Annotated in this window: 10 protein-coding genes and 1 tRNA gene; 9 read left to right on the top strand and 2 right to left on the bottom strand. The window is 41.5% G+C overall.

Going from position 1 to position 13697, the window contains the following annotated elements; translation table 11 throughout:
* Nucleotides 1–8 precede the first annotated feature (8 nt).
* On the top strand, nucleotides 9–653 hold the full coding sequence (locus FLM54_RS12125; protein WP_178956491.1) for a hypothetical protein: 645 nt from the start codon (nucleotides 9–11) through the stop codon (nucleotides 651–653).
* A gap of 15 nt (nucleotides 654–668) precedes the next feature.
* On the opposite strand, the gene xseA is transcribed toward FLM54_RS12125, so the two are convergent.
* On the bottom strand, nucleotides 669–2003 hold the full coding sequence (xseA, locus tag FLM54_RS12120) for an exodeoxyribonuclease VII large subunit (RefSeq protein ID WP_178956490.1): 1335 nt from the start codon (nucleotides 2001–2003) through the stop codon (nucleotides 669–671).
* Nucleotides 2004–2137: 134 nt separating this feature from the next.
* Between xseA and guaB the strand changes: the two genes are divergently transcribed.
* The 5 genes from guaB (at nucleotide 2138) to rimI (ending at nucleotide 6312) form a co-directional block, all read left to right on the top strand.
* Nucleotides 2138–3607 (top strand): IMP dehydrogenase, encoded by a 1470-nt coding sequence (gene guaB, locus FLM54_RS12115; RefSeq protein WP_008110278.1) that lies wholly within the window; start codon nucleotides 2138–2140, stop codon nucleotides 3605–3607.
* A 104-nt stretch (nucleotides 3608–3711) separates the two neighbouring features.
* A complete protein-coding gene (guaA, locus tag FLM54_RS12110) occupies nucleotides 3712–5289 on the top strand; it encodes a glutamine-hydrolyzing GMP synthase (protein ID WP_010387703.1) in 1578 nt (525 codons plus the stop codon).
* 145 nt (nucleotides 5290–5434) lie between these two features.
* Nucleotides 5435–5511 (top strand) — tRNA-Trp (locus FLM54_RS12105).
* 65 nt (nucleotides 5512–5576) lie between these two features.
* Nucleotides 5577–5861 carry a hypothetical protein gene (locus tag FLM54_RS12100; RefSeq protein ID WP_178956489.1) on the top strand — a complete coding sequence of 95 codons (285 nt, stop codon included), beginning with the start codon at nucleotides 5577–5579 and terminating at the stop codon, nucleotides 5859–5861.
* The gene (rimI, locus tag FLM54_RS12095; protein WP_171039644.1) at nucleotides 5848–6312 is read left to right on the top strand and encodes a ribosomal protein S18-alanine N-acetyltransferase; all 465 of its coding nucleotides are present in this window, start codon (nucleotides 5848–5850) and stop codon (nucleotides 6310–6312) included. Before FLM54_RS12100 ends, rimI begins: the two co-directional genes overlap by 14 nt.
* A gap of 3 nt (nucleotides 6313–6315) precedes the next feature.
* Here rimI and FLM54_RS12090 read toward each other — a convergent pair whose 3' ends face one another.
* Entirely contained in the window at nucleotides 6316–8973 is a 2658-nt protein-coding gene (locus tag FLM54_RS12090; RefSeq protein WP_178956488.1) for an ATP-binding protein, read from the bottom strand.
* Between the two features lie 359 nt (nucleotides 8974–9332).
* Here FLM54_RS12090 and prfC point away from each other — a divergent pair, with 359 nt between their 5' ends.
* From prfC to pdxH, 3 genes are all read left to right on the top strand, one after another.
* Entirely contained in the window at nucleotides 9333–10922 is a 1590-nt protein-coding gene (prfC, locus tag FLM54_RS12085; protein ID WP_010387708.1) for a peptide chain release factor 3, read from the top strand.
* A gap of 62 nt (nucleotides 10923–10984) precedes the next feature.
* Nucleotides 10985–12727, top strand: coding sequence for an arginine--tRNA ligase (gene argS / locus FLM54_RS12080; protein WP_178956487.1), 1743 nt, complete (start codon nucleotides 10985–10987; stop codon nucleotides 12725–12727).
* Between the two features lie 320 nt (nucleotides 12728–13047).
* Nucleotides 13048–13686: a pyridoxamine 5'-phosphate oxidase gene (gene pdxH, locus FLM54_RS12075; protein WP_178956486.1), complete on the top strand. Its 639-nt coding sequence runs from the start codon at nucleotides 13048–13050 to the stop codon at nucleotides 13684–13686.
* Nucleotides 13687–13697: the final 11 nt, after the last annotated feature.

Here is a 13697-nt window from a genome sequence, read left to right as displayed (position 1 = left end):
ACCTAGAAATGATATATAAAAGTAACCTTGTGGCCATGCTGCTCTGTTTTTCTTCAGGCGTGGCGTTAGCAAGTGGTTACTTTTTGTTTTTTAAAGATTCCACTGGTGTTTCCTCAGCGCCCAAACAAGCTGTAATCTCTTCGCCTAACACTCAAGTCAATAATCAGCCAACTACTTTGCAAGGTTTAGTGCAGGTTAATAAAGCCCAAGAGGCTGATCAACAAACTCAGCTAGCACAACATGTGGTTGAGCTTAATCAGCGGCTTGAAAAAAAATCAATCCAGCTTAAGCAGTCTCAACAACAGCTAAAGTTAAATCAATTAGAAAGTGTAGAGCTTGATGATGAGCTCGCAATACAGTTTGAGCAAGAAGCTGATAATCTCGAATGGAGTTACGAGCTTGAAGTCGCGTTAAATGACTTTTTAATTATTAATGAGTTTGCAGATAGCGCGGAGCTTACAGCGCTTAAGTGTAAGCAAACAATTTGCAAGTTTGAGCTTACCATAAACCAGAATGCCGTTAGTTATGGGGCTAAATTATGGCGCGAGATTAACGATAAGCTTCATCTTGAACCTTGGTGGCAGCAATTTAAACTCAGTGCATCTCAATCTAACGATGCCCGTATTGAGTTTACCGTAAGTACGCAAGGCTAGCGCTTAGCAATATGGCTAAGCTTCTACCTTTGAAATAACTTGGCCATCTACTAACTCAGTGATCAACACATCACCCACTTTTACATCTTCCACTGATTTAACCACTTTATTTTGCGCCGTTTTCGTTATGCTGTAACCGCGCGCTAATACATTAAGGGGGCTAACCGAATCAAGCCGACTCGCCTGTAAGGCAAGCGTATTATTTGCGTTTTGTAGTTGCTGCTGCATCGCTTGGTGTAACCTTGCATGTAGCTGTGCTAACTGATGGTTTGCATTTGCTAGCTTTTTATCTGGTGATTGGCGCATTAGGCGTGGAGTTAAATTAGCTAACACGCGTTCTTGCTGGTATAAACGCTGACGCATTGCCTGTTGCAGTGCAATACTCAACTCATCTAAGCGTTGTGACTTTTGGTTAAGCTGATTGCGCGGGTGGCATAAATTTAAACGATGCTGTAGCTGAGTTGCCAGTGCGCGTTTATCGGCAATGTCATGTTTAAATGCATTCGCTAAACGGCTAATTAATTGGTTAACTCTATTGTGCAGTTCTTGCGTATTGGGGCTTACTAGCTCTGCGGCCGCCGAGGGCGTTGCAGCGCGCACATCAGCGACATAATCGCTAATCGTGGTGTCTATTTCATGGCCAACAGCGCTCACAATGGGTAGTTCGCTTTGATAAATTGCACGAGCAAGTTGCTCATGATTAAAACACCATAAATCCTCTAATGAACCACCACCGCGCCCAAGAATAATCACATCGACTTCGTTACGACGATTTGCCAGCTCTATTTGCTTGATTAAATGACCATGCGCTTCTTTGCCTTGCACCATAGCAGGATAAATAACCACTTCTAATTGCGGCGCACGACGTTTTAGCACAGTTAAAATATCTTTAATTGCGGCGCCTGTAGGTGAGGTGATCACCCCTATGCGATTTATGTTTTGGGGTAGGGATTTTTTATAAACGGAGCTAAATAAACCCTCTGCAGCCAAACGCATTTTTAGCGCGTCAAACTCTTGCTTAAGTTGCCCTTCTCCTGCAGGTTCCATGCTTTCTACAATAAGCTGGTAGTCACCACGGGGTTCGTACAAAGATACACGAGCTTTAACGGTTACTTGTGCGCCATTTACAGGGCGGTAGCTTTGGTTGCGATTATTACCTCGCCACATGGCGGCTTTAATTTGCGCTTTGTCGTCTTTTAACGAAAAATACCAGTGCCCAGATGCTGGGGTGATAAAGTTTGAAATTTCACCGGTGAGTACTAAAGACGCAAAACCTTGTTCAAGTAAGGCACGTATTTCACGATTAAGGCGAGATACGGTATAAACCGTTTGCGAGGGCTTAGAAAACATAAAAACTACCAAAAAACATTTATAAACCTAGCTTATCATAAATAAATACAAAATATTATTTACTAGTGCCTGCAACGCTGTTAAAATTTGGCCGCAATTCCTTATCTTAGATCCACATGTGAGAAGTTGCCAAAATGCTTAGAATCGCTAAAGAAGCTCTTACCTTTGATGACGTACTTTTAGTACCTGGTCATTCTACTGTTTTGCCACACACGGCAAATATTTCAACTCGCTTAACGCGTGGTATCAAACTTAACTTGCCGCTCATTTCAGCATCTATGGATACTGTTACAGAAGCTCGTTTAGCTATTGCCCTCGCGCAGGAAGGTGGTCTTGGTTTTATTCATAAAAACATGACCATTGCAGAACAAGCGAAAAATGTTCGTAAAGTTAAAACCTATGAAGCAGGTATTGTTTCATACCCTGTTACAGTAACCGCCGATCTGACTATTGCAGATGCCGTTGAGCTGTCTCAGGAAAAGGGATTCTCAGGTTTTCCGGTCACCGATAGCGAAAATAACCTTGTAGGTATCGTAACTAGTCGTGATATGCGCTTTGAAACTAAGCTTGAACAGCCGGTTTCAACAGTGATGACGAAAAAAGAAAACCTAGTAACGGTTAAAGAGGGCACCGCTCGCGAAGATATCTTAAGCTTAATGCACGAACACCGCATTGAAAAGATTCTTGTGGTTGATGATGCGTTTAAACTTAAAGGCATGATCACCGTAAAAGATTACCAAAAAGCACAAGACAAACCAGATGCATGTAAAGACGAGCAAGGTCGTTTACGTGTAGGTGCTGCGGTAGGTGTTGGCGCAGGTACTGATGAGCGTATTGCTGCATTAGTTGAAGCCGGTGTTGATGTACTACTAATCGATACTTCTCATGGTCACTCTCAAGGTGTTATTGACCGTGTTGCAGCGACTCGTCAAGCTTACCCAGATTTACAAATTGTTGCGGGTAACGTGGCAACTGCCGAAGGTGCTATTGCCCTTGCAGATGCCGGTGTTGATGCTGTTAAAGTAGGTATCGGCCCAGGTTCTATTTGTACTACACGTATTGTTACTGGTTGTGGTGTACCACAAATAACAGCTATTTCAGATGCGGTTGAAGGCCTTAAAGGTCGCGATATTCCAGTGATTGCCGATGGCGGTATTCGTTTTTCTGGTGATATTGTAAAAGCATTGGTTGCGGGTGCATCGTGTGTAATGGTTGGCTCTATGCTCGCGGGTACTGAAGAAGCTCCGGGTGAAGTTGAACTTTATCAAGGTCGCTACTACAAGTCTTACCGTGGTATGGGTAGCCTAGGAGCGATGGATCAAAAAGAAGGTTCATCAGATCGCTACTTCCAAAAATCAAACCAAGCTGACAAGTTAGTACCTGAAGGTATTGAAGGTCGTGTTGCTTATAAAGGACCAATTGCAACCATTATTCACCAACAAGTGGGTGGTCTTCGCAGTGCAATGGGTTTAACCGGTTGTGCCACCATTGAAGAGCTAAACACTAAGCCACAATTTGTACGTGTTACTTCTGCTGGTATGGGTGAGTCGCATGTTCATGATGTGCAAATCACTAAAGAAGCACCGAACTACCGTTTAGGCTAATCAGCCTTAACAACTTGAAATAAGTGGGCTAACCTTTGTTAGCCCTAATATAGTCACACAGCTTAAGCTGGTGGCGTTTAGCACCTGACTTTACGAGATACTTCATGAGCAAAGACATTCACGATTCACGAATCCTCATTTTAGATTTTGGTTCACAATACACGCAGTTAATTGCCCGTCGCGTACGCGAAATTGGTGTTTACTGTGAGCTTTGGGCTTGGGATGTAACCGAAGAGCAAATTCGCGAGTTTAACCCACAAGGTATTATCCTTTCAGGTGGCCCAGAATCAACTACGCTTGAAAACAGCCCGCGTGCTCCTGAGTATGTATTTAATGCTGGCGTACCCGTACTTGGTATTTGTTACGGTATGCAAACTATGGCAACGCAGCTTGGCGGCCGTGTACATAGCTCAGATAAAAAAGAATTTGGTTACGCACAAGTTGAAAAAGTGGGTAACTGTGCATTATTTGATGCAATTGAAGATCATATTACTGATGGCGGCAATGGCGTACTTGACGTGTGGATGAGCCACGGCGATAAAGTAATGGAAATTCCAGATACTTTTAAAACTACTGCTAAAACATCTACTTGTCCACATGCGGCAATGTCTAACGAAGAAAAACGTTTTTACGGCGTACAATTTCACCCAGAAGTAACACACACACATCAAGGTCAACGCTTATTAGAACGTTTTGCTATTGATATTTGTGGTTGTGAAAAATTATGGACGCCAGCAAAAATAATTGATGATGCTATTGAGCGTATCAAAGAAACCGTTGGCGACGACGAAGTTATTTTAGGCTTATCAGGCGGTGTAGATTCATCGGTTGTGGCGATGCTTATTCACCGCGCTATTGGTGAGCGACTAACCTGTGTATTTGTAGATAACGGGCTACTTCGTTTAAACGAAGGCCAACAAGTCATGGACATGTTTGGCAATAAGTTTGGTTTAAACATTGTAAAAGTAGATGCCGAAGATCAATTCTTAAATGACTTAGCAGGTAAATCAGACCCAGAAGATAAGCGTAAAGCCATTGGCCATACGTTTATTAACGTATTTGATGAGCAAGCTAAAAAGCTTAAAAACGCAAAATGGTTAGGCCAAGGTACAATTTACCCTGACGTAATCGAATCAGCGGCCTCAGCGACTGGTAAAGCGCACGTAATTAAATCGCACCATAATGTGGGCGGCTTACCAGATGATATGCAAATGGGCTTAGTAGAGCCATTACGTGAGTTATTTAAGGACGAAGTACGTAAAATTGGTTTAGAGCTAGGTTTACCGTACGACATGCTTTACCGTCACCCATTCCCAGGGCCAGGTTTAGGTGTGCGTGTACTTGGCGAAATCAAAAAAGAGTACTGTGATTTATTACGCCGCGCTGATGCTATTTTCATTGAAGAGCTTCACAAAGCAGAGCTTTACCATAAAGTAAGTCAAGCGTTTACTGTATTCTTACCGGTTAAGTCGGTAGGGGTTATGGGTGATGCACGTAAGTACGATTGGGTTGTTTCACTTCGTTGTGTAGAAACCATCGACTTTATGACTGCGCGTTGGTCACATTTACCGTATGAGTTCTTAGGTGTTGTTTCAAACCGCATCATTAATGAAATCGACGGTATTTCTCGTGTTGTTTACGATATTTCAGGTAAACCACCTGCCACTATCGAGTGGGAATAATCCTCCCATTGCTATAATTAAGTAATAACTAACGGCGAATTAGCATGCTAATTCGCCGTTTTGTTTATTTAAAAAGCAAACAAACCGAAAAGTTGAATTTTTACTTTACCTTTGTCAAAAGGTCTTTATAATTCATCGTCATTGCAGGGGCGTAGTTCCAATTGGTAGAACAGCGGTCTCCAAAACCGACGGTTGGGAGTTCGAATCTCTCCGCCCCTGCCATTTCTTCTTTACATCGTTTTGATTACTTCCTATATTATTCATCTTACTAATTCCATCGAGTCGTTATGCATTCACGTTACGCATCTGTTTTTGGTATAGAAAAGCTTGAACTTAATCAACACTTTCGCCCAGCTCAGTCAGAGCAGTCAGCTAATTCATCGTTAATACTCAGTGATACATTAAAAGATGATATTGAGCGTGCATTTGCGCCTGTAACAATTAACAAGATTGTTAAGTCATCAACTATTGAGTTTAATGAGCAACGATTAGGCTTGCCTGATTCCACCCTGTCCAGTGCACAAAAACGTGCGTTATGGGCATTAATGAGTGAACACCTTGATACACTTTAAGTCAGTTACCGATGAGAATATCAATGAGCTAATGGCCATTGAAACCACTTGCCACACACATCCTTGGACATTAAAAACGATGCAGTCGTGTTTGCAGGGCCGCTATTTTAATTTAGCCGCGTTCGACGACGAGCAAATGATAGGTTTTTACATTGGTGAAAAAGCAGGGCCCGATTTTACCTTAATGGATATTTGTGTTGCTCCGAGCTTTCAGGGGCAAGGGTTTGCTCAGCAGTTATTAACGCAGTTTATAGCTTATGGTGAGCAACACAGCGCTGAAAACTTATTTTTAGAAGTCCGCGAATCTAATACGCGGGCTATTGCTTTGTATGAACGTGCGGGCTTTATTGAAATGTCAGTACGTAAAAATTATTACCCCAGTGATGCACCCAATAAAAACGGCTTTGAAGACGCGATTTTAATGGGCATGGCACTGGGTTTAAATTTTTAACGATTACTTATTAGCGATGGCTTGCTCTATTGCAGCAATAAGTTCTGCTACGCACTTTTCTCTTTGTGGCATATCATTACCTTTTAAACTGTGTTCAACCGCTGAAGCGCTTTGGTAAATTTCATCAAAGTTAAAACAACCAGCGCTGCCCTTAATACTGTGGGCAAGGGCGCGTAGTGTCTCGCAATCTTGGCTGTTATATAGGGTTTTTATCTGTTGCAAATAATCTGGCAAACTTGCTAAATAGTTTGCGTTTATTTGCTGAAACTTTTCGCTCTTCAATAAGCTATCCCACTTATTTTGGTTATCACGCTCAAGGTGTAAATAGCTAACTAATACATTTTCTAGTGCGTCTTTATCAATAGGTTTTCCCAGCGCTTCATCACAGCCTGCTTCAAGGTAAGTATCAATATCATGATTCATCACATTCGCGGTTAGGGCGATAATTGGGCCATCGTAGGCTGCATCTCTAAGCATTTTAGTCGCTTCTAACCCACCCATAACCGGCATTTGCATATCCATGATTATAAGCTGGTAGTCGTTTACTAATGCCATTTCTACAGCTTGTGCACCATTGTTGGCTATATCGGGCTCTAATCCCCATGTTTGTAATAGCAATTTAATCAATAACTGATTATCGGGGTTATCTTCTGCGACCAAAATTTGTGCATCAAAGCTGTTGCTCGCAAAAGATAGCTGCGGATCCTTTTCTGGTGTTAGTTGAGAGTGTTCGGTTAATAATAAATTGCCGCCAAGGCTATTATTCAAATGGCAATCTATATCGATAGTAAAGCAACTACCCACGCCCACCTCACTGGTTACACTTACATCCCCACCTAACAATTGAGCCAAATTTTTTGATATACACAGCCCCAATCCCGTACCACCAAACCGACGTGTCGTTGTGGCATCGGCTTGCTCAAATGGCGTAAACAATCGATTAATTTGGTTTGACGACATACCAATGCCGGTATCTTCTATAACAAAGGTAAGCGTTTTTGGTGCTTGGTATTTAGCGGTTATAGTAACCTGACCTTGCTCAGTAAATTTAACCGCATTACTGGCAATATTAATGAGTATTTGCTTTAAGCGAGTAATATCACTATTAATAGTATGCGGTAGCGGAAGTGTATAATTAATTGTAAATGATAGCTGTTTCTCTTGTGCTAAAGGTTTAATGATTGATTCAACATCATGAATAAGCTGTACAACATTTAGCGGCGTTTTTTCAACCGCGAGTTTTTCGGCTTCAATTTTTGAAAGATCGAGAATATTATTAATAAGCTCTAACAAATGTTTTGAATTACGTAGAATAGTACCTAAATGGTGTTTGTCATTGGTTGCTTTTTCGCTGTGCAGTAGTTGCTCTGTAAATCCCATAATAGCTGTAAGCGGGGTGCGAATTTCATGACTCATATTGGCTAAAAAGCGGCTTTTAAGCTGGTTTGCTTGTTCTGCTTGGGCTATGGCGGTTTCAAGCTTGCTGTTCATCGATTCAAGCGCCTTAGTCCGGCTTTCTACTTTGTCTTCTAAGTGATGCTTATATTCTTCAAGTTGCTGTTGATAATGCTTAATTTGGTTAATCATGTGATTAAAGTCGTTAAACAGTATCCCTACTTCATCCGTAGTATAAGCAGGTAGTGTAACAGAGAGATCGCCATCACCAACGCGATGACTTGCTTCACCTAATAATTCTATTGGGTTAAGCAGTAAATTACGCACCACAATAAAAATTAAGATTGGGAGGGTGATCACAGAAATAATTACAATTAGCCCGGTGATCACACTAATTGCTTTACCCGATTGATATAACACCGCTTTAGGAATAGTCGACACATAATAGTAGCCGCCACTCATTTGGGCGGCAAAAATTAGTCGCTCTATTTTATCAACACTTGAAAGCTCAATAGTTGATAAGCTACCTATATCAGCTAGATCGTTAATTTTATTTAATTCATATTTAGTAACATAGTGGCCGCGCATTTTATAATCAGAGCTAAATAAAATTTTACCATCGCTGGCCAGTAATAAATTTAAGGTGTTGTTATAAGGCGCTTCTAAAATACTGGTGTTTAAAATAGAGGGGTCTACTTTAAGAATAATAAAGCCTAGCTGTTGTGGGCGTTTTAAATAATAGTCGACGCTATATATACGCTGTACAAAGTATAAATTGGTGGTGCCATCTTCTTTTTGCACCATAAACTGCTGCTGACTTAAATTACTTTGTTTTACTTGATCAAAAAATGGGTAGGATTTGGGCGCTACGGTTAAATTACTGGAGTAATAGGCGTCACTTTTACCGGTTTTTGAGACTAAGTTAATACTAATAATGTCAGGGTAGGCTTCACTGTAACTGGCAAATACGTCCATTAACGCGCCAAGGCGATAGGTATAGCTGGCGTCTTCAAATAAATCTTTAGCTAAAAAGTCACTTAGTACCGGTGAAGCAGAGAGTAACTTAGCCGTTGCATGAAAAGAATCGATATAGTTGAATACTTTTTGCTGCTGTTGTTCTACAAAGCGACTCATGATCAAGTCGGCTTGTTTTTGCGTGGAGTTGGTTACATTAGTGAGCGTAAAGCCCCCTAAAAATAACAACGGCAGTATAACCAGTGGAGTTATATACCATAATAATCGAATACTTAGCTTACTGGTTTTCATTACCCAACATCAAATCTTCCATGTAATTGACCAATAATATGATTTACAGCATTATTACTCAAGCTTGGTGTTAAGTTAGTGGGCAATTTATATCGATATTGTTAATAATAATTGGAAACACCAATATTAATCGCTTCATTAAAAAAGATCCGTTAATAACTAACCATTGATTGTTTATAGCGCCAAGATCAGCGAAAATAGTCTTCAATTACGATTAACTTAACGGATAGCATCACAAGAACTAATTTGGGTTCTTGTTGGGGTATGTTGAGCTTTAGAGGTTAGCTTGTTTTTAGCCTTAAAAGCTCAGCATACTAAAATATAAATACATCCGTATATCAACTAAAAGAACCTTTTTAATGGCAGACCAAAATCTCCTTAGCGAAATTAATAAACGCCGTACCTTTGCGATCATCTCGCATCCGGATGCGGGTAAAACCACTATCACTGAAAAAGTATTGTTATTCGGACAAGCAATTCAAAAAGCTGGAACGGTTAAAGGCCGTGGTTCTAATCAGCATGCTAAGTCGGATTGGATGGAAATGGAAAAAGAGCGTGGTATTTCTGTTACTACCTCTGTAATGCAATTTCCATATAACAATGCGTTAGTTAATTTACTTGATACCCCAGGACACGAAGACTTCTCTGAAGATACATACCGAACTTTAACCGCGGTAGATTCGTGTTTAATGGTCATTGATGCTGCTAAAGGTGTAGAAGAACGTACCCGTAAGCTAATGGAAGTAACACGCCTGCGTACCACGCCTATTGTTACCTTTATGAATAAATGTGACCGTGATATTCGCGACCCAATGGAACTACTCGATGAAGTAGAAACAGAGCTAAATATTGCCTGTGCACCTGTTACTTGGCCCATTGGCTGTGGTAAAGAGTTTAAAGGTGTTTACCATATCCATAACGAAGAGACCATTTTATATAAAACGGGTCAAGGTCACACTATTCAAGAAGTACGCAGCATTAAAGGGCTCGATAACCCTGAGCTTGACCAAGCCATTGGTGATGAACTTGCAGCGCAATTACGTGACGAGTTAGAGTTGGTTATTGGTGCATCACACGAATTTGATTTAGATCTATTCTTAGCGGGTGAGTTATCGCCTGTGTATTTTGGTACCGCACTTGGTAACTTTGGTGTAGATCATGTTTTAGATGGGTTAACTCAATGGGCGCCAACCCCATTACCACGTGAGACTGAAGATCGCCAAGTTGTAGCCACAGAAGAAAACTTCACTGGGTTTGTATTTAAAATTCAGGCTAACATGGATCCAAAGCACCGCGACCGTATTGCCTTTATGCGTATTGTATCGGGTAAATATAGCCAAGGCATGAAAATGAATCATGTGCGTATCGGTAAACAAGTTAGTATTTCTGATGCGGTAACCTTTATGGCGGGCGATCGTGAGCGTGCGGCTGATGCTTACGCTGGTGATATCATTGGATTACACAACCACGGTACGATTCAAATTGGTGATACTTTTACCCAAGGTGAAAAAATTAAGTTTAGCGGTATTCCAAACTTCGCCCCTGAACTGTTCCGCCGAATTCGCCTGCGCGATCCATTAAAACAAAAACAGTTATTAAAAGGGTTGGTACAGCTTTCAGAAGAGGGCGCAGTACAAGTATTCAGACCATTAATTAATAATGACTTAATTGTAGGTGCGGTAGGTGTGTTGCAGTTTGATGTGGTTGTAGCGCGTTTAAAAGCTGAGTACAACGTTGATGCAATTTACGAAAGCGTTAATGTAAATACAGCCCGCTGGGTTAGCTGTGATGATGTTAAAAAGTTTGAAGAGTTTAAGCGTAAGTGCGAAAGCAACTTAGCACTCGATGGTGGCGATAATTTAACTTACATCGCGCCGAGTCGTGTAAACCTTAATTTGTCGACTGAGCGTTACCCTGAAGTGACATTTAACCACACGCGTGAAAACTAGAACTGACCAACTAGAATTAACACAAAGCCTGCTTTGGCGGGCTTATAAAGGTAAATAATATAATGAATATTCGTACTATTTTAGTAGAAAAAGCCATTGCCGCTATGACCGCCGCAGGCCTACCAGAAGATACTAACCCAGCGGTTACGCAAAGCACACGTCCACAGTTTGGTGATTACCAAATTAATGGCGCGATGGGCGCAGCTAAAAAAATGAAAAGTAACCCACGTGAATTGGCGCAAAAAATTATTGATCAGTTAGATGTAAGCGACATTGCCGAAAAAACTGAAATTGCTGGCCCTGGTTTTATTAATATTCACTTAAAGCCTGAGTTTTTAGCACAAAGCGTACAAGCCGCTAATAACCACGCAAAACTTGCAGTAAACGAGCACCCCAAACCACAAAAAGTAGTGGTTGATTACTCATCGCCTAACCTTGCAAAAGAAATGCACGTAGGTCACTTACGCTCAACTATTATTGGTGATGCGGTAGTACGCGCACTTGAATTTAGAGGCGATACCGTTGTACGTCAAAATCACATGGGTGATTGGGGCACACAGTTTGGCATGTTGATTGCGCATTTAGAAGATCAAATTAACCAAGGTGTTGATTTAGACACTGTTGCGCTTGCTGACTTAGAAACCTTTTACCGCGATGCTAAAAAGCGTTTTGATGACGAAGAAGGCTTTGCCGATAAAGCACGTAACTACGTAGTTAAACTGCAAGGTGGCGACGCTCACTGTGAAAAACTGTGGAAACTATTTATTGCCACTTCAGTGAAGCACTCTGAAGAAGTATACAAGCGTTTAAATGTAACCCTTACGCCTGCCGATATTATGGCTGAAAGTGCTTATAACAGTGAACTTAACGATATTATTAGCCTATTAAAAGATAAAAATATTGCAGTAGAGTCGCAAGGCGCACAAGTGGTATTTTTAGATGAGCTGGCAAATAAAGACGGTGAGCCTTCAGCGTTTATCGTGCAAAAATCAGGTGGCGGCTTCTTATATGCAACCACAGATTTAGCCGCGTGTGATTACCGTTCAAACAAACTAGGCGCTGAGCGTATTTTAATATTTGTTGATGCGCGCCAGAGCCTTCACTTTAATCAAGTGGAGCTTACTGCGCGTAAAGCTGGTTTATTACGTGATGAAACCAGTTACGAGTTTTGCCCATTTGGCACCATGATGGGTGCTGATGGCAAACCATTTAAAACCCGTACAGGCGGCACGGTAAAATTAGCTGATTTACTTGAAGAGTCAATTACTCGCGCAGCAGCTAAACTCGCTGAGCGTGAATCAGATTTATCTGACGAAGACCGTAGTGAAATTGCACGTAAAGTGGGTATTGGCGCAGTTAAATATGCTGACCTTTCTAAGCATCGTACCAGCGATTACATCTTCAACTGGGACAGCATGCTAAGCTTTGAAGGCGCAACAGCCCCTTACTTACAATATGCGTATACGCGTGTTCGCAGTATTTTCCGTAAGTCAGGTGTTGATGCTGCAAGCTTAAAGGCTGATGTGAGCATTATTGAGCCGCAAGAGAAAACGCTCGCGCTTAAATTATTGCAGTTAGAAGAAGTTCTTGATCTGATGATCAATGAAGCCACACCGCACGTATTATGTGGTTACTTATACGAACTAGCTAGCCTATATATGACATTCTACGAAGCTTGCCCAGTACTTAAAGAGGGCGTAGAGCCAAGTGTTCGTGATAGTCGTTTAGTGTTGTGTAATTTAGTGGCAGATACGCTGCGCACAGGCTTAGATCTACTAGGTATCGAAGTCATGGAGCAAATGTAATCACCGTCGTATTTTAATCTAATACTGCGTTGTCCACTCGACTGACCCTAATCACATACAACTACGTATGCTCATAGGGATAAGTCGAGTGTCCGCCTTATCTTAGACTAAACTACTTAGGTGAGCGTCTGCTGCGTGTAGTTCGCTTTAGCTGCGTTGGTAAAATTATTTAGCCTAAGTCACATACAAACCGTATGCTCCTTGACATAAATAGTTTTACCGCCTTGCTAGCACGCCTACACTTGCAGATAATTTTATATTGACACTGTTCGGAATGTTCACCAATTTTGTAGCTGATAGCTTTTAAAGAAGGATTTGATATGAAACTCGAAGATATTCGTCGTGAATACCTGCAAGATGCGCTTAGTGAAGACAACTTGCTTGATGATCCGTTTAAGCAGTTTGAAACGTGGCTTGAGCATGCTGTTGGTAGTAACTTGCCTGATCCTACAGCAATGGTGGTCGCTACGGTCGATGAAACCGGTCAGCCTTCACAGCGTATTGTGTTGCTAAAGCATTTAGATGATAACGGTTTTGTGTTTTTTACTAATACCGGTTCACGTAAAGCGCAAGAACTAAAAGGCAATAACAAAATTTCCTTGCACTTTCCATGGCACCCTATGGATCGCCAAGTAATTGTGTATGGTGAAGCGCAGCCATTACCTACATCGGCTGTTGCTAAATACTTTTTATCTCGACCTAAAGAAAGTCAATTAGCCGCATGGGCGTCGCAACAAAGTCGTCCAATTTCGTCGCGTAAAGTGCTAATGGAAACCTTTACCAACATGAAAAACAAGTTCGCTAAAGGTGAAATTCCGCTCCCTGACTTTTGGGGCGGGTATTGTGTTGTGCCGCAAAAAATCGAGTTTTGGCAAGGCGGAGCGCATCGTTTACATGATCGCTTTATGTATCTGCGTCAAGCCGACAATAGCTGGCAAATAACCCGCTTAAACCCTTAGTTGGCTACTGG

This window comes from Pseudoalteromonas sp. Scap25, assembly GCF_013394125.1.
Lineage (GTDB): Bacteria > Pseudomonadota > Gammaproteobacteria > Enterobacterales > Alteromonadaceae > Pseudoalteromonas.
Note: the sequence above shows the minus strand (reverse complement) of the source record. Positions and strands in the feature narration are given on the sequence as shown.